Below are 16,997 nucleotides of genomic sequence, written 5' to 3' on the forward strand. Positions count from 1 at the left end.
GGGAGCGGGACGGCAAGATGATATCTGAAGCGCCACCGTTCTGGTGGAGGAAAGCCGATTGGCGGGCCTGGCTGCTGCTGCCGCTTTCATTTCTCTATGGCCGTATCGCCGGCCACCGCATGGCCCATGCGCGCCGCGCCTCCGTTCCGGTTCCGGTCATCTGCGTCGGCAATTTCACCGTCGGCGGCGCCGGCAAGACGCCGACGGCGCTGACGATTGCCCGCGCCGCCAAGGCGAAGGGGCTGAAGCCCGGCTTTCTCAGCAGGGGTTACGGCGGCTCGCTCGATGTGACGACCGTCGTCGACCCTGATCATCACCGCGCGATAGCCGTCGGCGACGAGCCGTTGCTGCTTGCCCAGGAAGCACTGACGGTGATTTCCCGCCGACGTGTCGAAGGGGCTGCGCGGCTGGTGGCGGAGGGCGCCGATCTCATCATCATGGATGACGGTTTCCAGAGTGCCCGGCTGGCGATCGACTATGCCCTGCTCGTCATCGACGCGACACGCGGTCTCGGCAACGGCCATATCGTGCCGGGTGGCCCGGTCCGCGCGCCGATCCGCCAGCAGCTGCGTTCTGCGACCGCCCTGCTGAAGGTCGGTGGCGGCAACGCCGCCGACAGGATCGTCCGCATGGCGGCGCGCGCGGCAAAGCCCTATTTCACCGCATCGCTGAAAGTCCGTGGCGACAACACGCTGGCCGGCACCAAGGTGCTCGCCTTTGCCGGAATTGCCGATCCCGCCAAATTCTTCCGCACCGTTGAATCCCGCGGCGCCGAGATCGTCGTCGCCAAATCCTTCGGCGATCACGAGCACCTGACCGAGGAGGAGATCGACGACATCCTGACGACCGCCGAGCATCAAGGTCTCCTGATCGTCACCACCTCCAAGGATTTCGTCCGCCTCTCCGGCCATCAGGGCAAGGCGGCGCGGCTCGTCGAAAAGAGCCGGGTGATCGAGGTCGACATGGTCTTCGACGATCACCTCGCCCCCAGCCTCATCATCGACCGGGCGATCGTCGCCTGCCGCGAGCGGCGCCTGCGGGAGATGAAGGCCGGGGTTAAAGCAATTCCAGCAAAGGCTGAACCGCTCTAACAGGCTGCTGCAAAACGCCTCGTTCTGCGCACATCTGTACATGCAATGCGATCACGTGATCGAGTGAAGCAAAGTTTCGCGGGCGGAAGTCAGATGCAACCGGCAAGCGCGATCGATCAACGCTATATTGCGGCTTTCGAGGGCTTCGATCAGCGCGAGATGTTCCCTGATGGCGACCTCATTTCGCGCGCGTTCATCACGCTTGTTCCACTGATAGTGATAGTGGAAGACCATGGTTATCACGTCTTGGAAGCTTTCGATAAAGCGGTTTGGCGCGACTGCGGTAATCAGCCGGTGGAAACGGCTGTCCAGCTCCGAGAAATCCTGAAACCGAGCGTCGATATCCGCGAGCAGCTCCAAATGTGCCGCCCGCATAGTTTGGATCTGTTTCCAGACCGGCGACCCGTCGGGCAGGGCAGCGAAAAGCCGTGCGGAGCGCATTTCGAACATCTCTCTGATCTCAAACAGTTCGAGTGCGAAACTGGCTGTGAACCCTTTAAAAACCCAGCCTGCGTTCTGACGCTTCTCGATCAGCCCATATTTCTGAAATCGATTGAGAAACTCACGGACAATCGTTGTCGCGACGCCGAATTTCCGAGCTAATTCCGTCTCATTGATTTCTGTGCCCGGACAGGCATCACCGCGCAGCATCCATTCCATGAAGCTCGTCTCGACCTGTTCCGAAATTGCCAAGGTCTCTTTCTTCGGATAGCGCTCTTTTTGCCGCGGCTGCTCACGTATGATCCGCTTGTGCGCTTCAGATATGATGATCCCACGTGCGGACATCCCCGCCAGCACCTTCCGCACCGTTGTTCTACTCACGCCAAGCTGGGTGCGCAGTGCATTTTCGGACGGCAATTCCGCCCCAAGATCGAGCGTCTCAATGATATCGATCATATCATTGAATGCCCGCTTGAAAGTCGTATCCGTTCTCATGGCGCAACTCCCGGTATGATTAGGTATCCATAAAAAACAATTTGACGCACGTGTATCATATGTTTCTTATGTATAAAAAACGGGGGAGGCTAGGCGAATTTGGAAGACTCCGGGATTCTGCCTCAGAACTCGTCCCGGCCTGGTGGTTCGCAAGATGCAACCTTCCAGCCGAGACAATCCGGCATCACATTCGGGCTGAAGCTATTGAGCCTTGGCCCTCTATTGATCCTGATTATGCTCATCGCCGTCGTCAGTTTGATCACGCCGGCTTTTCTAAAGCCCGTTAACCTGGGGAACATCCTGGCGCAGACAGCAGTGATTGCTGTTGTGGCAATGGGGCAGCAACTCGTAATCCTGACGCGCGGCATCGACCTGTCTGTCGGCTCGAATCTTGCGCTGGCAGCAGTCATCGGCGGACTTGTCTATCAGCAGGTTGATTCCTCGATCGTCGTCATTATGGCCATGCTGCTTGCCGGCGCTGCTATCGGTGCGGTCAACGGCCTGGTCTTTGTCTATGGCCGGCTGCCACACCCCTTTATCATTACACTTGCGACCTTGAGTATCTGCCGCGGTCTGGCACTTGCCTTGGCGCCCGGCCACACCACCATGCGCGGCATGCCCGATGCAGTGACCGCGATCGGCGGCGGTACGACGCTTGGTGTGCCCAATTCCTTCTTTGCCGTTGCGATGTTCGGGCTTCTTTTTCTGATCCTGACGAAGTCGATGGTCTTTGGCCGATGGATCTATGCGGTCGGCGGCGCGCCGAATGCCGCCAGAAGCATGGGTATCCCGGTAAAGGGCGTTCTGCTCGCAACCTACATTATTTGCGGCTTTTGTGCAGGTGTCGGCGCGGTGCTGCTCGCAGGACGGACCGCCGCAGCCTCGCCAATCTACGGCAATCTTTTGGAACTCGACACGATTGCTGCGGTGATTATCGGGGGCGCCAGCTTCCTTGGCGGACGAGGCCATCTCGGCCACGCCCTGATCGGCGCCGTGCTGATCGGCGTCATCCGCAACGCCCTTAACCTTCTCGGCGTCGACGTGTTCTTTCAAATGATCGCGATTGGGCTCGTCATCGTCATAGCCGTAGAGGCCGACGTGCTTCGTAACCATCTCGAGGCGCGTGCACGCGTGCTTCAATCGGCGAGCGTACAATGAACCCGGCATCCACCACACCGGCACTTTCGGTTCGAAACGCCGAGAAGCGCTTTGGCGCGATCCATGCCCTGAAAAAAGTAAGCTTTGATGCGTATTCGGGTGAGGTAACCGCTCTCCTGGGTGACAACGGCGCCGGCAAGTCGACGCTCGTCAAATGCATCAGTGGGCTTCATAGTCTCGACGAAGGAGAGATCCTCGTGGATGGTGCGCCTGTTTCGCTCCATTCAACGGCGGCTGCCCGCCGCGCCGGTATTGAAACCGTCTATCAGGATCTGGCGCTTTTCGACAACCTGACCCCCGTACAGAATTTCTATTGCGGACGAGAAATCTCTTTCCCCTCCTGGCTGCCGCGTCCGCTCCGCTTCCTCAACACGGGCGCGATGAAGCGGGAGGCAGCAAGTGTCATCGATCGCCTGAAGGTTAAGCTGCCGAGATTCGACGCGCCGGTCGCGCTGATGTCTGGGGGGCAGCGACAGGCTATCGCGGTCGCGCGCGCCATTGTTTTTGCGCGCAAGCTGGTGGTCCTTGACGAACCAACGGCCGCCCTCGGTCTTCGCGAGTCTCGCCAGGTTCTTGACCTTATCAATCAGCTCAAAGCCGACGGCAATGCCGTGATCATCATCACGCACAATATGGAGCATGTCGTCGAAATCGCCGATCGGGCGGTTGTGCTGCGGCAGGGGCGCAAGGTGGGTGAACTGAAGCCAACGCAAGCGAACAAGCAGGACCTTGTCGCGATGATTGTCGGCGCCGAGGCTTAAGGGAGATCGCTGCTTCTTTGGGGCAGCGGACAAAGAGATCGCTCTAGAGGAGGGCGGTCGAAACATGGGAGGTGTATCATGAAACTGCAATCCCTGCTGGGAGCTCTTGCGCTCCTGGCCGTCGCTGTAGTCCCGTCCTTGGCGCAGGAGCCTGTCAAGCTCGGCTTTATAACCAAATTCCCAGTACCGTTCTTCGCAACAATGGAGAACGCCGCCAAAGATTATGCAAAGAGAAATCCCGGCGTCGAGATCATCTACGGGCAGGGTACGTCGGCAACCGACATCGAGGGCCAGATTGCACAGATCGAGTCCATGGTGACACGAGGCGTGCAGGGTATTGCCCTCACGCCCGTCGATCCCACCGTGTCCACTGCCCTGGACAAGGCGGTGGCGGCCGGTATCAAGGTCGTGCTGATGGATAACAATATTCCGGATTGGAAAGGCAGGACGGCGCTTGCCACGACCGATAACTTCGCCGCGGGCAAAATCGCAGGGGAATATCTCAAAACTGTTCTTCATGCCGGCGATACGCTCGGGATTCTCGAGGGCGTGCCTGGGGTGCCAGCGCTTGATGACCGTGTGACGGGAATGCTTGAAGGGCTGAAGGGACTTGATGTCAAGATCGTCGGGAAAGGCGCAACAAACTGCACCGAGGAGCTCGGGATCAGTGTCGCCGAGGATCTGCTCACGAAGAACCCGGATCTCAAGGCCATTTATGCCGCTTGCGGCCCGCCCGCTGCTGGCGCGGCGCGCGCAATCAAGAACGCTGGCACTGCCAATGACAAGATTGTGCTGGTCGGTTTCGACTTCTGCTGCGGCGAAGAGGAAGCGCTGAAGAGTGGAGTCGAGGATGCGTCGGTGGCGCAGTTCCCCGCCAAGATGGCAGAACTCGGTGTGGATGCGCTGGTAAAATCGATTCGCGGAGAGAAGGTTGAGTCTTTGATCGATTCCGGCGCTGCGCTCGTGACGCCTGAGAATATGGCAAAATTCAAGTGAACCGTTGCCCTATGTCGATCGCGTAGGCGGGGAGTCAAACCTCCCCGCTGTCGGGAATGATATCGTCCTGCGGCCCGGAGCCACGTTGGCCAGTCGATACGGACGTTGTCGGATGAGCCTATGATATTTCAAGTCGCCGGGCGACCGGAGCGGATATTCTCCCTGCAGCAGCTCCGGGCTGTAGACCGGAGAACCATCTCAGCCAGAACCTCCGACGCGGATCACAACATCTAACGCCGCTGGTTCGGCAGCACGCCGGCGCGTTTGTCGGCATCGATGGCCGAGATCACGTCGGCATAGGGCTCCTGCCGGGCGACGCTCCAGTAGCGCAATTCGTCGAGCGGGATCTGTTTCCCCGTCATCGCGCAGACGACATAGGAGCCGGGCGAGAGAATCTGGAAATCGCCATCGAGATACCGGATCTTCGCCTCGCGGTTTCCGTGCCCTTCGAACAAATTCATGCGCTCCGTTCCCTGCAGTCTGTCATCTGTTTGCCATACTCCCGAAAGGCTTGCTTTTCCAGCTTTTTTAGCTTCTGCCGAAAAGCCGCTCGATATCGCTGAGCTTCAATTCGATATAGGTCGGCCGGCCGTGATTGCACTGGCCGGAGCCGGGCGTCACTTCCATTTCTCTCAGCAGCGCGTTCATTTCCTCCGGCCGCAGCCGCCGTCCGGAGCGCACCGATCCGTGGCAGGCCATGGTTGCCGCTACATATTCGAGCTTGGCCGATAGGCCCGACGCCGTGTCCCACTCGGCGATCTCGTCGGCAAGCTGGCGGATCAGCCCATGCGCATCGACCTCGCCGAGCATCGCCGGCGTCTCGCGCACGGCGATTGCCCCTGGGCCGAAACGCTCGATCGCAAGGCCGAGTTCGGAAAGCACGGCCGCATGCTGCATCAGTCGGTCGCAATCCTCTTCCGGTATATCGACGATCTCGGGGATGAGCAGCACCTGCGAGGCCAGCCGCTTCGAATGCAGCGCCTTGCGCATCGCCTCGAAGACCAGCCGCTCATGTGCTGCATGCTGATCGACGATGACGAGCCCGTCCTCGGTCTGGGCGACGATGTAGTTTGCGTGGATCTGCGCCCGCGCCGCGCCGAGCGGATACCGCGCGGTCGGTTCGGCGCTTGCCGGCTGCGGCGAAAACTGCGGCTCGGCCCGCGCCGTCGGCATAGAAAGTCCGTCGAAGGACGCCTGTGGCCGCTCGCCGAAACCCGTTGTCGGCTGATAGGGCCGGGAGGGCGACGTTTCGGCCGACCATTGCGCCTGCGGCCGCTGGCCATTCGGCTGGAAGCCAGCGCGGAAGGAACGCAGCATGTCGCTCGCGCCGGTCGTCGCCGCCCGGCTGCCGTCGCGCGCCAAGGCCTCACGGATGGCGCCGACGATCAAGCCGCGCACCAGACCAGGGTCGCGGAACCGCACGTCGGATTTTGCCGGATGCACGTTGACGTCGACGAGAGCGGGATCGAGCCTGATCGCCAGCACCGCCACCGGATAACGGCCGGAAGGGATCGTCTCGGCATAGGCGCCGCGGATCGCCGAGAGGATCAGCTTGTCCTGCACCGGCCGGCCGTTGACGAAGGCATATTGATGGGCGGAGTTGCCGCGATTGAAGGTCGGCACGCCGGCAAAGCCGGTAAGCGCGATCTCTTCGCGCACGGCGTCGAGCGCAATGGCGTTGTCGCGGAATTCCTTGCCGAGCACCTGCGCCATGCGCGCCAGATGGTCGTCGCCGGTCGCCGGAAATTCCAGTGTCGTGCGGTCCGAGCCCGACAGCACGAAGCGCACGGCGGGAAAGGCAATCGCCATGCGCTTGACGATTTCGGTGATGGCGCCGGCTTCGGCTTTTTCCGTCTTCAGGAATTTGAGCCGGGCGGGTGTGGCGAAGAACAGGTCGCGCACTTCGACGATCGTCCCGGGATTGGCGGCGGCCGGGCGCAGATGCGCGATCTTGCCGCCGGCAACGGCAATCTCGTGGCCACCGGCACTGTCGCGCCTGCGGCTTGCAATGCTGAGCCTTGCGACCGAGCCGATCGAGGGCAACGCCTCGCCGCGGAAGCCGAGCGTGCGGATATCCTCGAGCGTCTCCGAGATCTTCGAGGTGCAGTGGCGCCTGACCGCCAGTTCCAGATCGGCCGCGTCCATGCCCGAGCCGTTGTCGCTGACGCGCAGCAGCGCCTTGCCGCCGCCTGACGTGGCGATTTCGATGCGCGTCGCGCCCGCGTCGAGCGCGTTTTCGATCAGTTCCTTGGCAGCGCTCGCCGGCCGTTCGATGACTTCGCCGGCGGCGATCTGGTTGATGAGCGTTTCGGAAAGCTGTCTGATGGCCATGGGCTATTTTCGGGGATTCGCGGGCCGGAGGGAAGGGGTTTCGACAGGCTTTCCCGAAACGTGATCCGGTCCTCCCCCAAAATTGGGAATAGGTAATGTTAAGCCGGTTTTAACATAAAAATGGCATTTCTAATCACATACCTCCGGAAGCTGCGAAATCGAACAGATGTGGGACGCAACAGAATGAGTGCCGGCTTCGAAAAGGCGGACACATCATCAGAAATCGATGGAGCTCCCGCCGAGGCCGATCTGCAGACGGCGCTTTTCGATGTGGTGTGCGACAGCCTTTCCGCAGCTTTCATCATCTACGACAAGAATGATCATCTGGTCTTCGCAAGCCGCCAGATACTTGAATTCTTTCCGCTGCCGTCCGAAACGCTGAAGCCCGGCACGCGGCTTCGCGATTTCCTCGGCGCGATGTACGACACCGGCATTCGCCAGCAGTATGATGTCAGGCAGGGCGGCTCGCTGAGCCGCGAAGACTGGCTGTCACAGAAAATCGCCTCGCATTGGCGCGAGCGCTTCGATGCCGTCGAGCGCCACGGCGCCGACCGCTGGGTCCGCTTCGTCAAGCGCAGGCTGCCGGGCGGTTACGGCGTCACCATCATCTCCGACATTTCCGAGAGCAAGAAGCGCGAAGAGCAATGGCGCTCCGATCTGGAGCGGGTGCAGCTCACCGAGGACATTCTCGACAATCTGCCGTTCCCGCTGTTCGTCAAGGATCGCAACCTCACCTATGTCGCGGTGAATCTCGCCTTCTGCGAGAAATATCAGACGAGCGCCGACGAGGTGCTTGGGCGCAAGAGCGGTGATCTTTTTTCAGAAGAAATCGCCAAGCGCTTCGAAGAAAGCGACCGCCATGTCCTGGAGACCGGCGAGATGTCCGTCTCCCGCCAGCGGCAGATCTCCCGCGACGGCATCGAGCGCGATATCGTCAGCCGCAAGCACCGCATCGGCAAGCCCGGCCGCTATTTCCTGGTGTCGACCATGCAGGACCTGCCGCGCGACGGCGCCGATCTCGATGAGTTCGGCCAAGCGTCCGCGATCACCGCCTCCAGCAATCAAAGCTATCGCCGGGCCTATGTGCCGGTGCCAAGCGGCCTCGAACGGCGCGAACCGGCGGCGATGGAAGCGATCGTTCCGGAGAATTTCTCCGGCCGCAAGGTCCTCGTCGTCACTGCCGACCTCGCCGCCGAGACCGCCGCGCTGCGGACGCTGACGAAATACGGCTTCGAATCCTGCTCGGTCCGAGGCGAGGACGAAGAGGAGCGGTTCCTGGAAATCGCCACCTCCTCCGGCATTTCGCTCGATCTGCTGATCATCGACAACCAGATGGGCATGCGTTGCCTCGAACTTGCCGAACAATACGGTATTCCGGCGCTCGTCATGGACGGTTTCCAGATCGCCAACGAGCTCACCTTCCAGATCGCCCGCCATTTCAATCGCAACAGCCGCAACGCCGCCGGTTCGGATGCGGATTGGGAAATCAGCACTTCCGACGACGCGATTGGCCTGCAAGTTCTCGTCGCCGAAGACAACGATATCAACCAGATCGTCTTTTCGCAGATCCTCGAAGGTCTCGGCTATCGCCATATGCTGGCGGCGACCGGCGACGAGGCCGTGCGCCTCTGGGCCGAGCACCGGCCGCAGATCGTGCTGATGGATATTTCCCTGCCGGGCTTTAACGGCTTCGAGGCCGCGCGCCTCATCCGGCAGATGGAGGAAACCGGCGGCGGCATCCGCACCCCGATCATCGGCGTGCTCACCCAGGCCTTCGAGCGCGACCGCGCCGAATGCGTCAAGTCAGGCATGGACGACGTCATCATGAAACCCGTCAGCCCCGACATGCTGGAGACCATATTTCAGAAATACCTAATGAATGAGGCCATGCGGGCCCGAAACTGAAGCATGTCGCGGAAAAGTGTGCAGGCGCCAAAATACCCGTCAACTCCCTAGATTTTGGGGACGTTCAGGCGGCTATGCCGCTGATTTACTATCGAATTGTTAAGACCTGCCGGTCATTCTTCTGCATGGCTCCGGAGGAAAGCTCGGGTTTGGATGATGAAATCGGCGGACATAGCTTTCTTGACCGTCGGTCAGAATGAGCTTCAGGCGATGGCCTATACCGATCCGCTGACCGGATTGGGCAATCGCAATCGCATGCGGGACAAGGTCTTGCAGATCTCCGCCGAGCGCGCCAGCGATCCGGCCCCCTTCACCATCGGTATCGTCAACCTCGACAGTTTCAAGCCGATCAACGATCTATTCGGCTCGACAGCCGGCGATGAAATCCTCTGCCAGGTCGCCCATCGTCTGAGGGCCTGTATTCCGGATGGCGCGCTGGTTACCCGCCACGATGGCGACGAATTCGCCTTCGTGCTGCCGTTGATCTTCGAGCGGGCGAGTGCCGAGAAATTCGGCCAGATGATCCGCGAGGTGCTGTCGGCGCCGTATGACCTCGGGGACCGCAATGTCCGTCTCTCCGCCTCCCTCGGCTTTTCCATCTATCCCTTCGCCGGAGAGGATTGCGAGGAACTGCTGAAGAGCGCCGAAACCGCGCTCTACCGTTCCAAGCGCCGCGGCCGCGGCCAGATCACCGTCTATTCACCCGAGATCGCCCAGGAGATGAAGCGCGCCACGCAGCTGGAGCAGGCGCTCAGAAACGCCATCATCTCGGATGCTATCGATGTGCATTTCCAGCCCATCGTCTCGCTGTCCAACAATCAGGTCGTCGGCTTCGAGGCGCTCGCCCGCTGGAACGATCCCGATCTCGGCTTCGTGTCGCCCGGCGTCTTCGTGCCGCTCGCCGAGGAGCGCGGCTTCATCGACGCGCTGTCGGAGGCGCTGCTGCGCAAAGCCGCCGAAGCCGCACTTTCCTGGCCGCGCGAACTCTTCCTGTCGTTCAATCTCTCCTCGGCCCAGCTGATGGATCCGGGTACGAGCAGCAGCGTCCTGTCGATCCTCGGCCGCGTCGGCTTCGATCCGCATCGCCTGGAGCTGGAAATCACCGAGACCGCGGTGATGAGTTCGGCCGATACCGCTCACCGCATCATCGCCGATCTGCGTGCCGCCGGTGTGCGCATCTCGCTCGACGATTTCGGCACCGGCCAGTCGAGCCTCGGGCGCCTGCGCGACTTCATCTTCGACAAGATCAAGATCGACCGCGCCTTCGTCTCGCGCATCAATTCCGACCGCGCCTCCGAACATATCATCAAGGCAATCCTCACCATGTGCGAAGGCCTTGAGCTGGAAGTCGTCGCGGAAGGCATCGAGGATTATGCCGAGGCGGTGAAGTTGCGCACGCTCGGCTGCGGCATGGGCCAGGGTTATCACTTCGGCCGTCCGGCCGATGGCATCGCCACGCTGCGCTTCCTGCACGAGAATTATTACGATCCGACCATGGTGGAGCGTGTCAGCGCATAAAGCCATGGCGCAGCATAAAGCGATGGCGCCCCTAGGAGCGCCATCGCCTACGCTATACTACCGCGCACGGATTACTTAGGCGTGGTCGAGCCGGTCGCCGTGGTATCTGTACCGGTCGCAGCCGGAGCCTTTTCTGCCGACTGCATTGCCAGCGTCTTGAACTCAGGTGCGGCCTTCAGCGATTCAGCCGTTTCACTGGTCGTCAGCTTGACGCTGCCGTCCTGGGTGTTTTGGGCGACGGTAATCTTTTCCATTGGCACGGCGACATTCTTTTCGCCGATGCCGAGGAAGCCGCCGACACCAACGATTGCAGCAACAAAGCCGCCGTCCTTCTTCAGGATAAGGTCGTTGACGCTGCCGATGCTTTCATTGTTGCCGTTATAGACCGACTGGCCGATATAGGTGTTGGCGCTGACCTGGTCGGGAGACTGCTCGGTCAGATAGCCGGCCTGCGCCGTGTCTGCTGTCGGTGCTGCGGCCGGAGCCTGTGCGGCATCGCCTGCGGGTTTGGTGACGTCGGGCGTCATCGGCTTCGGTGCTGCCGGATCGGCGGGAGCCGCCTGGGTCGGAGCGGCCGGATCCGCAGGCTGCGCTGCCGTCTGCGAGAATGCCGCCGGTGCGAAAGCCGTGGCAAACAGTGCGCCAGCGGCAACGGTCGTCAAGAGTTTGCGTGTCATTTCGAACCTACCTTCGTTTTTTCTACAGTGATCCCTGACCCGGGCAACACCTGTTTCTCAGGTCTCGTTACCGCGCCAGTTCGAAGGGAAAATGGCTGGTGGAGTGATTGGTTCCGGTTGAAAACACGGAAAATTTCTCGATTCTTACGGAACATTTATTGATGAGCGGCAACCAAAACGAGAAAAAGCGCCCCGGCCAGGAGCGCTTCTGATCACCGATGGCAAGCAAAAATCAGATCACATAGACGGGATCGAACACGCCTTTGACGTCGATGCCCAGCTCCAGCAGCGCGCCGGCACTGGGCTGCGCCGACCGCGCATCCTCGTCGAGCCCTTCCCAGGCAGTCGTCACCGCCAGCCGGTCGGCATTGACGCCGATGAAGGCAGGGCAGGACGGCTGGACGGCAGGAACCATATAGCGCGAGATGCGCAGACCGTCCGGACTATAGCGGTCGACGACGCCGGCGCCCCAGCGCGCATTCCACAGATAGCCGTCGGCATCGACCACCGAGCCGTCGATGCTGCCGGGGTCGTCCATGCTGTCGACGAGCACGATCGGCTCGCCCGAGGGCAGGCCGGTCAACGGATCGACCATGACGCGCATCAGCCGATTGATGCGGGAATCCGTATAATAGCCGACCGTGCCGTCAGGCGAGAAGCAGATCGAATTCGGGATGCTGATGCCGTTGAAGATCTTCGTCACCTTGCCGCTGGCGACGTGATAGATGGCGCCGGCCTGGTTTTCCGCCCGCTTGCTCATCGTGCCGATCCAGAGCGCACCGGACGGGTGGGTGCGGCCGTCGTTCGAACGGTTTTCCGGCCTGTCGTTTTCGAGGGCGGCGTAGAAGGTGAGGTTGCCGCTTGCCACATCGCGGACGAAAAGCCCTTCCTCCGTCGCGATCAGCTGCCGCCCGGCATCGATGCGGGCAAGCACGCTCGCCATCACAGGCAGCGGATGCACCTTTTTCGCGGCCGTCGAAAGATTGAGCTCGTGCAGTTCCTTGCCGAGGATGTTGAACCACCAAACGGTATTGCTGTCCGGATCATAGGTCGGACCTTCACCGAGAACGGAATTGGTATTGCAAAGTGTTTTGCCCTCGAACTCATAAATATCGGTCATACGTTCACGCTCCCAATGGCTGCATCATAGGCGTAAATGGTGGCCTTGGCGCGCTCGGCAACCTCTGATGCAGTCATTCCTGGCTTGTAGATGCTGGTGCCGAGACCGAAGGCGAAGATGCCGGCCTTGGTATAATCGCCGAAATTCTTGTCCGAGACACCGCCGACGGCGGCAATCGTCAGTTCCGGCGGTAGGATCGCCCGGATCGCCGTGATGCCGGAAGGGCCGAGCACGCTGGCCGGAAAGAATTTGAGACCGGTGGCCCCGGCGCGCGCTGCCGCCAACGCCTCGGTCGGTGTAAAGACGCCCGGCATCGTCACCATGCCGTAGTCGCGCGCCCGGATGATCACCTCGGGCTCGACATTTGGCGTGACCAGCAGCTTGCCGCCGGCCGCATGTAGGCTGTCGACCGCCTCGACGGTCAGCACCGTGCCGGCGCCGATCAGCACTTCGGCCGGCGCCATCTTCGCGGCGATCTCGATGGATTTGAACGGTTCCGGCGAGTTGAGCGGGATCTCGATCGCCGTCAGGCCATTGTCGATCAGAGCACCGACGACGCTTTCGGTCTCGTCGGGCCTGATGCCGCGAAGGATGGCGATCAGCGGGCGCTTCATGTCGGGGAAGGGGATACGGTTCATCGTGTCAGCTTTCTCAATTCGGCCAGATGGCTTCGGCAGCAGCCGAAAGCCCGCGGCGCACGGCGGCGTCGGCGTCAATGGCGGTGAAGGCAAGGGAGAGGGTTTTGAAGGCCTGTTCGTAGAGCGCCTGCAGGCGCCCGGAGGCGACGAGGGTGATGGTGGTGCCGTTTGCCGCATCCTGCAGCGCCCCGGCGATTTCAAGGCCGATCAGCGTACCGGAAAGCCGGGCTTGCGCGGCAGCGGCCGAAATCCCGTGCAGGAGCTGGCCGGAGCGGGCGGCAAAGAGCAGATTGGAGGCAAGGGCTGGGCGTGCGAAAGCGGCGGAGACGGCGGCGTCGAAGGCCGCCGCATCCGCCGGCTGCTCTGCCGCACCGGCAACGGCATGCGAAAGGATCGTGTGTTTGCTGATGACGTCGAAAAGCTCGCCGGTCATGAAGGTCGAAAAGCCGGTCACCTTGCTATCCGTCACATGCACCCATTTCGAATGGGTGCCGGGCATGCAGACCGCCTGCGCGCCCGCGCTTGCGCGGCCGAGCGCGCCGAGAAGCTGGGTTTCCTCGCCGCGCATGACGTCGGGCCTCGCGATGTCCCGCTGGGCAAGGCCCGGCAGAATGCGGATGTCGCGGCTTTCGCCGGGCACGGAGACCGCTCCGGTCAGGATCGAGGCAAGCGGCGCCGGCACGTCGATATAACCGGCCTCGACCCAGCCCTGCCTGGCGCCGGCCATGCCACAGACGATCACCGGCAGGTTTTCGGGTGCCTCGATGGCGGCGAGATGGCCGGCAAGCACCGCGGAAAAGCCGATCTTTGCCGCGCTCGTCATGCCTTCGCCGCTGCGGCGTTCGGCAAGGACGGTGCCGTCTCTGCTGATCAGCCAGAGCCGAAAGCTGCTGGTGCCCCAGTCCACCGCGACATAAGCGGGATTTGCCATTACAGAACACCTCCATCGACAATCAGAGACTGGGCGGTCATCGCCGCCGCGCAGTCGGATGCAAGAAACAGGCAGGGACCGACGATCGCATCGGGTTTGAGCGCGACTTTCAGGCACTGGTCCTCGACTGAGCGCGCAATGCTCTCTTCGGTGAGCCAGTGCTGCATCTGCCGCTCGGTGACGACCATGCCGGGCAGGATGCAGTTGACCCGGATGTTCTCCGGCCCGAGCCTGCCCGCCATGCTCTTCGTCAGCCCGACGACCGCCGCCTTGGCTGCCGCATAGGCGGGAAAGCCGCCCATGTTCAGCTTGAAGGCGATTGACGACATATTGATGATCGCCCCGCCGCCGGCCGCTCGCATCGACGGCACGACTGCCTGCGAGGTGAAGAACACATGTTTGAGGTTGACCGCCTGGTTGTTGTCCCAATAGGCCTCGGTCACCGCGTCGAATTCATGGCGGTCGTCCCAGGCGGCATTGTTGACCAGCACGCGGATCGGCCCTGAGCTGGCAATGACGCTATCGACCGTGCGCCGGATCGCCGCGATGTCGCGCAGGTCGGCATGGTGAAAGGAGACCGGATGCGTGGTCTCCCGCGACAGCCTTTCGGCGAGCTCGCGGCCGGCGGCCTCGGCGATATCGATGAACGAAACCTTGGCGCCTTGGCGCGCGAAACCTTCGACAATCGCAGCACCGATACCCGATCCGCCGCCGGTCACCAGTACGGTTCGGTCTTTGAATTCGGGAAATTGTGCTGCCATCGTGGTCACCGTCGCCTCCCGACTTGATTGTTCCATTATTTGGAACTTAATTTGACTATATGGAATTATCGAATTACAGTGCCCTTTCTGTCAAGGGTGAGTGACGCGATGAATTCAAACGGCGACGGCGCAGCACAGGCACGCGAAACCGGCACGCTCGGCAAACTGATGGTTCTGCTCGATCTCGTCACCCATGCCGATGCCCCCCTGCGTTTCACCGATATCCTGGCCCTTGCCGGCCAGCCGCGCGGCACGCTGCATCGCCAGCTGAGCCACTTGGTGGAGGAGGGGCTGCTCGAGCTCGATGGCGACGGCCGTTATGCGCCCGGCCTGCGCCTGCTCGATTTCGCTGCGCGCAGCTGGGCGCGCAACGAATTTCGTCTGATTGCCGAACCACACCTTAGAGATCTGCAGCAGGCGACCGGCGAGACGGTCCATCTCGGCGTCCTCAGGGGCCAGTCGATCATCTATCTCGATAAGGTCGAGGGCCGTCAGCCAGTGCGCATGTATTCGCAGATCGGCAATGCCTCGCCCTGTTATTGCACTGGCGTCGGCAAGGCCGCCCTGTCGCTGCTGCCGGCCGAAAGCCTCGTCGATCTCATCGCCGGCCTGAGCTTCACCAGCTTTACCGCCTCGACCCATCTCTCGGCCGAAACGCTGCTTGCCGAAATCCGCGAGATTGCCGATCAGGGTTATGCCTTCGACCGCGAGGAGCATGAGGCCGGCATCCGCTGCGTTGCCGCACCCGTTTGGTCGGAGGATCGGACCTTTATGGGGGGCATTTCGATTACCGGCCCGGCCTATCGGTTGTCGATGGAACTTCTGCATCAATGGACCGTTCCCGTTCAACTGGCGGCTGTCAGGATCATGGAAGGCATGCGCGTCCGGCTCGGTCCGCGCCGCTGACGGAAAAAATCGCCGTCGGCTGCTGCTGCTGGACGTAATCGCAGAGCATGCTTATGATAAGCGCGATATTGAGATTTTCCGGCGAATCACCACAACTAGAACGGTCCGCGAAATCTACAACCATTCACCGGCCGAACGCTCGACGCTGAAGCCGATTCCAACCAGCGATCTTCGTTCCCCGATGCAATCGAAACACCCATAGCGGGCAGGTTTCGCAAATGGTCTGCCGGCCGCTGTGCCGAAGATGAAGAAATGTGATGGCACCCTTGTCGCAAACATCCACGGAAGAAGACGACTACGTTCAGGAAATAGCGGGCCTGAAGACCCAGTTCGATATTTTCCGTTTCATGAAACGGGTGACGGAAGCCTATCGCAGCCGTGCCTTCATGGTTCTCAACCTGCCGCCGATCACCTCCTTCGATCTTCAGGGCAGCACCGTCATCACCAGCTGGCCGGCCGAGCTTCTGGCGCTCTACGACCAGGAAGGCCTGATGGTGAACAGCCCGGTCCTCAGGCGGCTGAGAACATCGGCGCGACCCTTCTTCTACGACATGTCACGCCAGAACTTGTCGCGGGACGACGGCAAGTCCATTCTCGTCGCCTCCCTGTTCGAACGTTTCAAGATGATGCGCTGCGCCTATTTCCCGACGCATGAGCCCTCCGGCCTGCGCGGCGCCATCTCTTTCGCCGGCGACCGCGAGCCCTTCAGTCCGGCCGAGATGCGTGAGCTCTGCTACATTTCCATCCATATCTTTGACAGGCTTGCCGAGATCCGCAACCTCGATACGCGCATGACGGATACGCTGACCGACCGCGAGATCGATTGCCTCAACTGGACGGCGGCCGGCAAGACCAGTGCTGAAATCGCCGAAATCCTCACCCTGTCCGAGCACACGGTCAATCACTACCTCAACCGTGCCACCAAGAAGCTCGACACGGTCAACCGTACCCAGGCGGTCGCCAAGGCGTTGCGCATCGGCCTGATCAAATAAGTTGCAAAAAACAACCGAGTGCTTTCGAAGCCGCCCAGCGCATAGGCAAGTCCTTCCCGTTGGAAGCCAGTCCCGAGCGCTTTTGCCCTGTTTTTCCTGATTTTCCATCTGGCACGCTTTCTGCATCTCTTCTGCGAGAGGTCCAGAGGGGACTTTGAGACCAGCGCCAGGAAATGGCGCGGCCGACACACCGCTGCCCGACGCCGATGCCGCTTTTCTTCCGGCCCTTCGGTGTCGGCGGCGGTTGTTGCGTTTTGGCACCGCTTCTTTCCCGGC

General features: G+C 61.3%; 16 protein-coding genes. 8 read left to right on the forward strand and 8 right to left on the reverse strand.

Translation table 11 applies throughout. The features are described from left to right. The first annotated feature begins 17 nt into the window (after nucleotides 1–17). Nucleotides 18–1,091, forward strand: coding sequence for a tetraacyldisaccharide 4'-kinase (gene lpxK, locus AC245Y_RS02830; RefSeq protein WP_017993080.1), 1,074 nt, complete (start codon nucleotides 18–20; stop codon nucleotides 1,089–1,091). A 51-nt stretch (nucleotides 1,092–1,142) separates the two neighbouring features. On the opposite strand, the gene AC245Y_RS02835 is transcribed toward lpxK, so the two are convergent. Further along, nucleotides 1,143–2,027, reverse strand: a complete 885-nt coding sequence (locus AC245Y_RS02835; RefSeq protein ID WP_017993081.1) for a GntR family transcriptional regulator — start codon at nucleotides 2,025–2,027, stop codon at nucleotides 1,143–1,145. Nucleotides 2,028–2,126: 99 nt separating this feature from the next. Here AC245Y_RS02835 and AC245Y_RS02840 point away from each other — a divergent pair, with 99 nt between their 5' ends. From AC245Y_RS02840 to AC245Y_RS02850, 3 genes are all read left to right on the forward strand, one after another. Then, nucleotides 2,127–3,185, forward strand: a complete 1,059-nt coding sequence (locus AC245Y_RS02840) for an ABC transporter permease (RefSeq protein ID WP_017993082.1) — start codon at nucleotides 2,127–2,129, stop codon at nucleotides 3,183–3,185. Beyond that, nucleotides 3,182–3,946, forward strand: coding sequence for an ATP-binding cassette domain-containing protein (locus AC245Y_RS02845; protein WP_017993083.1), 765 nt, complete (start codon nucleotides 3,182–3,184; stop codon nucleotides 3,944–3,946). Before AC245Y_RS02840 ends, AC245Y_RS02845 begins: the two co-directional genes overlap by 4 nt. A 78-nt stretch (nucleotides 3,947–4,024) precedes the next feature. Then, on the forward strand, nucleotides 4,025–4,942 hold the full coding sequence (locus AC245Y_RS02850; RefSeq protein ID WP_017993084.1) for a sugar ABC transporter substrate-binding protein: 918 nt from the start codon (nucleotides 4,025–4,027) through the stop codon (nucleotides 4,940–4,942). Nucleotides 4,943–5,172: 230 nt separating this feature from the next. On the opposite strand, the gene AC245Y_RS02855 is transcribed toward AC245Y_RS02850, so the two are convergent. Together AC245Y_RS02855 and mutL are read right to left on the reverse strand one after the other, a co-directional pair. Continuing rightward, a complete protein-coding gene (locus tag AC245Y_RS02855) occupies nucleotides 5,173–5,403 on the reverse strand; it encodes a DUF2093 domain-containing protein (RefSeq protein ID WP_003545832.1) in 231 nt (76 codons plus the stop codon). 67 nt (nucleotides 5,404–5,470) lie between these two features. Next, the gene (mutL, locus tag AC245Y_RS02860; protein ID WP_017993086.1) at nucleotides 5,471–7,273 is read right to left on the reverse strand and encodes a DNA mismatch repair endonuclease MutL; all 1,803 of its coding nucleotides are present in this window, start codon (nucleotides 7,271–7,273) and stop codon (nucleotides 5,471–5,473) included. 183 nt (nucleotides 7,274–7,456) lie between these two features. Here mutL and AC245Y_RS02865 point away from each other — a divergent pair, with 183 nt between their 5' ends. After that, nucleotides 7,457–9,178, forward strand: coding sequence for a response regulator (locus tag AC245Y_RS02865; RefSeq protein WP_017993087.1), 1,722 nt, complete (start codon nucleotides 7,457–7,459; stop codon nucleotides 9,176–9,178). A 153-nt stretch (nucleotides 9,179–9,331) separates the two neighbouring features. Beyond that, nucleotides 9,332–10,696, forward strand: coding sequence for a putative bifunctional diguanylate cyclase/phosphodiesterase (locus AC245Y_RS02870; RefSeq protein ID WP_017993088.1), 1,365 nt, complete (start codon nucleotides 9,332–9,334; stop codon nucleotides 10,694–10,696). Between the two features lie 71 nt (nucleotides 10,697–10,767). On the opposite strand, the gene AC245Y_RS02875 is transcribed toward AC245Y_RS02870, so the two are convergent. From AC245Y_RS02875 to AC245Y_RS02895, 5 genes are all read right to left on the reverse strand, one after another. Further along, entirely contained in the window at nucleotides 10,768–11,373 is a 606-nt protein-coding gene (locus AC245Y_RS02875; protein ID WP_017993089.1) for a PRC-barrel domain-containing protein, read from the reverse strand. A 232-nt stretch (nucleotides 11,374–11,605) separates the two neighbouring features. Further along, nucleotides 11,606–12,493: an SMP-30/gluconolactonase/LRE family protein gene (locus tag AC245Y_RS02880; protein ID WP_012756229.1), complete on the reverse strand. Its 888-nt coding sequence runs from the start codon at nucleotides 12,491–12,493 to the stop codon at nucleotides 11,606–11,608. Next, nucleotides 12,490–13,131 (reverse strand): 2-dehydro-3-deoxy-6-phosphogalactonate aldolase, encoded by a 642-nt coding sequence (locus AC245Y_RS02885; RefSeq protein WP_012756230.1) that lies wholly within the window; start codon nucleotides 13,129–13,131, stop codon nucleotides 12,490–12,492. Before AC245Y_RS02885 ends, AC245Y_RS02880 begins: the two co-directional genes overlap by 4 nt. Nucleotides 13,132–13,144: 13 nt before the next feature. Further along, on the reverse strand, nucleotides 13,145–14,062 hold the full coding sequence (locus tag AC245Y_RS02890) for a 2-dehydro-3-deoxygalactonokinase (protein WP_017993091.1): 918 nt from the start codon (nucleotides 14,060–14,062) through the stop codon (nucleotides 13,145–13,147). Then, nucleotides 14,062–14,823 (reverse strand): SDR family NAD(P)-dependent oxidoreductase, encoded by a 762-nt coding sequence (locus AC245Y_RS02895; RefSeq protein ID WP_017993092.1) that lies wholly within the window; start codon nucleotides 14,821–14,823, stop codon nucleotides 14,062–14,064. The genes AC245Y_RS02890 and AC245Y_RS02895 overlap by 1 nt, the downstream gene beginning before the upstream one ends. A gap of 108 nt (nucleotides 14,824–14,931) precedes the next feature. On the opposite strand from AC245Y_RS02895, the gene AC245Y_RS02900 reads away from it, so the two are divergent. Both AC245Y_RS02900 and AC245Y_RS02905 read left to right on the forward strand, forming a co-directional pair. After that, nucleotides 14,932–15,729: an IclR family transcriptional regulator gene (locus AC245Y_RS02900; protein WP_017993093.1), complete on the forward strand. Its 798-nt coding sequence runs from the start codon at nucleotides 14,932–14,934 to the stop codon at nucleotides 15,727–15,729. A gap of 257 nt (nucleotides 15,730–15,986) precedes the next feature. Next, on the forward strand, nucleotides 15,987–16,721 hold the full coding sequence (locus AC245Y_RS02905) for a helix-turn-helix transcriptional regulator (protein WP_012756234.1): 735 nt from the start codon (nucleotides 15,987–15,989) through the stop codon (nucleotides 16,719–16,721). The last annotated feature ends 276 nt before the right edge of the window (nucleotides 16,722–16,997 follow it).

The organism is Rhizobium sp. SRDI943, assembly GCF_057653695.1.

Excerpts from the sequence above, each read along its gene's own strand:
- AC245Y_RS02875 (WP_017993089.1), bottom strand. The coding sequence starts at position 11,373 with ATGACACGCAAACTCTTGACGACCGTTGCCGCTGGCGCACTGTTTGCC.
- lpxK (WP_017993080.1), top strand. The coding sequence starts at position 18 with ATGATATCTGAAGCGCCACCGTTCTGGTGGAGGAAAGCCGATTGGCGG.
- AC245Y_RS02845 (WP_017993083.1), top strand. The coding sequence starts at position 3,182 with ATGAACCCGGCATCCACCACACCGGCACTTTCGGTTCGAAACGCCGAG.
- AC245Y_RS02870 (WP_017993088.1), top strand. The coding sequence starts at position 9,332 with ATGATGAAATCGGCGGACATAGCTTTCTTGACCGTCGGTCAGAATGAG.
- AC245Y_RS02885 (WP_012756230.1), bottom strand. The coding sequence starts at position 13,131 with ATGAACCGTATCCCCTTCCCCGACATGAAGCGCCCGCTGATCGCCATC.
- AC245Y_RS02900 (WP_017993093.1), top strand. The coding sequence starts at position 14,932 with ATGAATTCAAACGGCGACGGCGCAGCACAGGCACGCGAAACCGGCACG.
- AC245Y_RS02865 (WP_017993087.1), top strand. The coding sequence starts at position 7,457 with ATGAGTGCCGGCTTCGAAAAGGCGGACACATCATCAGAAATCGATGGA.
- mutL (WP_017993086.1), bottom strand. The coding sequence starts at position 7,273 with ATGGCCATCAGACAGCTTTCCGAAACGCTCATCAACCAGATCGCCGCC.
- AC245Y_RS02905 (WP_012756234.1), top strand. The coding sequence starts at position 15,987 with ATGGCACCCTTGTCGCAAACATCCACGGAAGAAGACGACTACGTTCAG.
- AC245Y_RS02835 (WP_017993081.1), bottom strand. The coding sequence starts at position 2,027 with ATGAGAACGGATACGACTTTCAAGCGGGCATTCAATGATATGATCGAT.
- AC245Y_RS02895 (WP_017993092.1), bottom strand. The coding sequence starts at position 14,823 with ATGGCAGCACAATTTCCCGAATTCAAAGACCGAACCGTACTGGTGACC.
- AC245Y_RS02890 (WP_017993091.1), bottom strand. The coding sequence starts at position 14,062 with ATGGCAAATCCCGCTTATGTCGCGGTGGACTGGGGCACCAGCAGCTTT.
- AC245Y_RS02855 (WP_003545832.1), bottom strand. The coding sequence starts at position 5,403 with ATGAATTTGTTCGAAGGGCACGGAAACCGCGAGGCGAAGATCCGGTAT.
- AC245Y_RS02850 (WP_017993084.1), top strand. The coding sequence starts at position 4,025 with ATGAAACTGCAATCCCTGCTGGGAGCTCTTGCGCTCCTGGCCGTCGCT.
- AC245Y_RS02880 (WP_012756229.1), bottom strand. The coding sequence starts at position 12,493 with ATGACCGATATTTATGAGTTCGAGGGCAAAACACTTTGCAATACCAAT.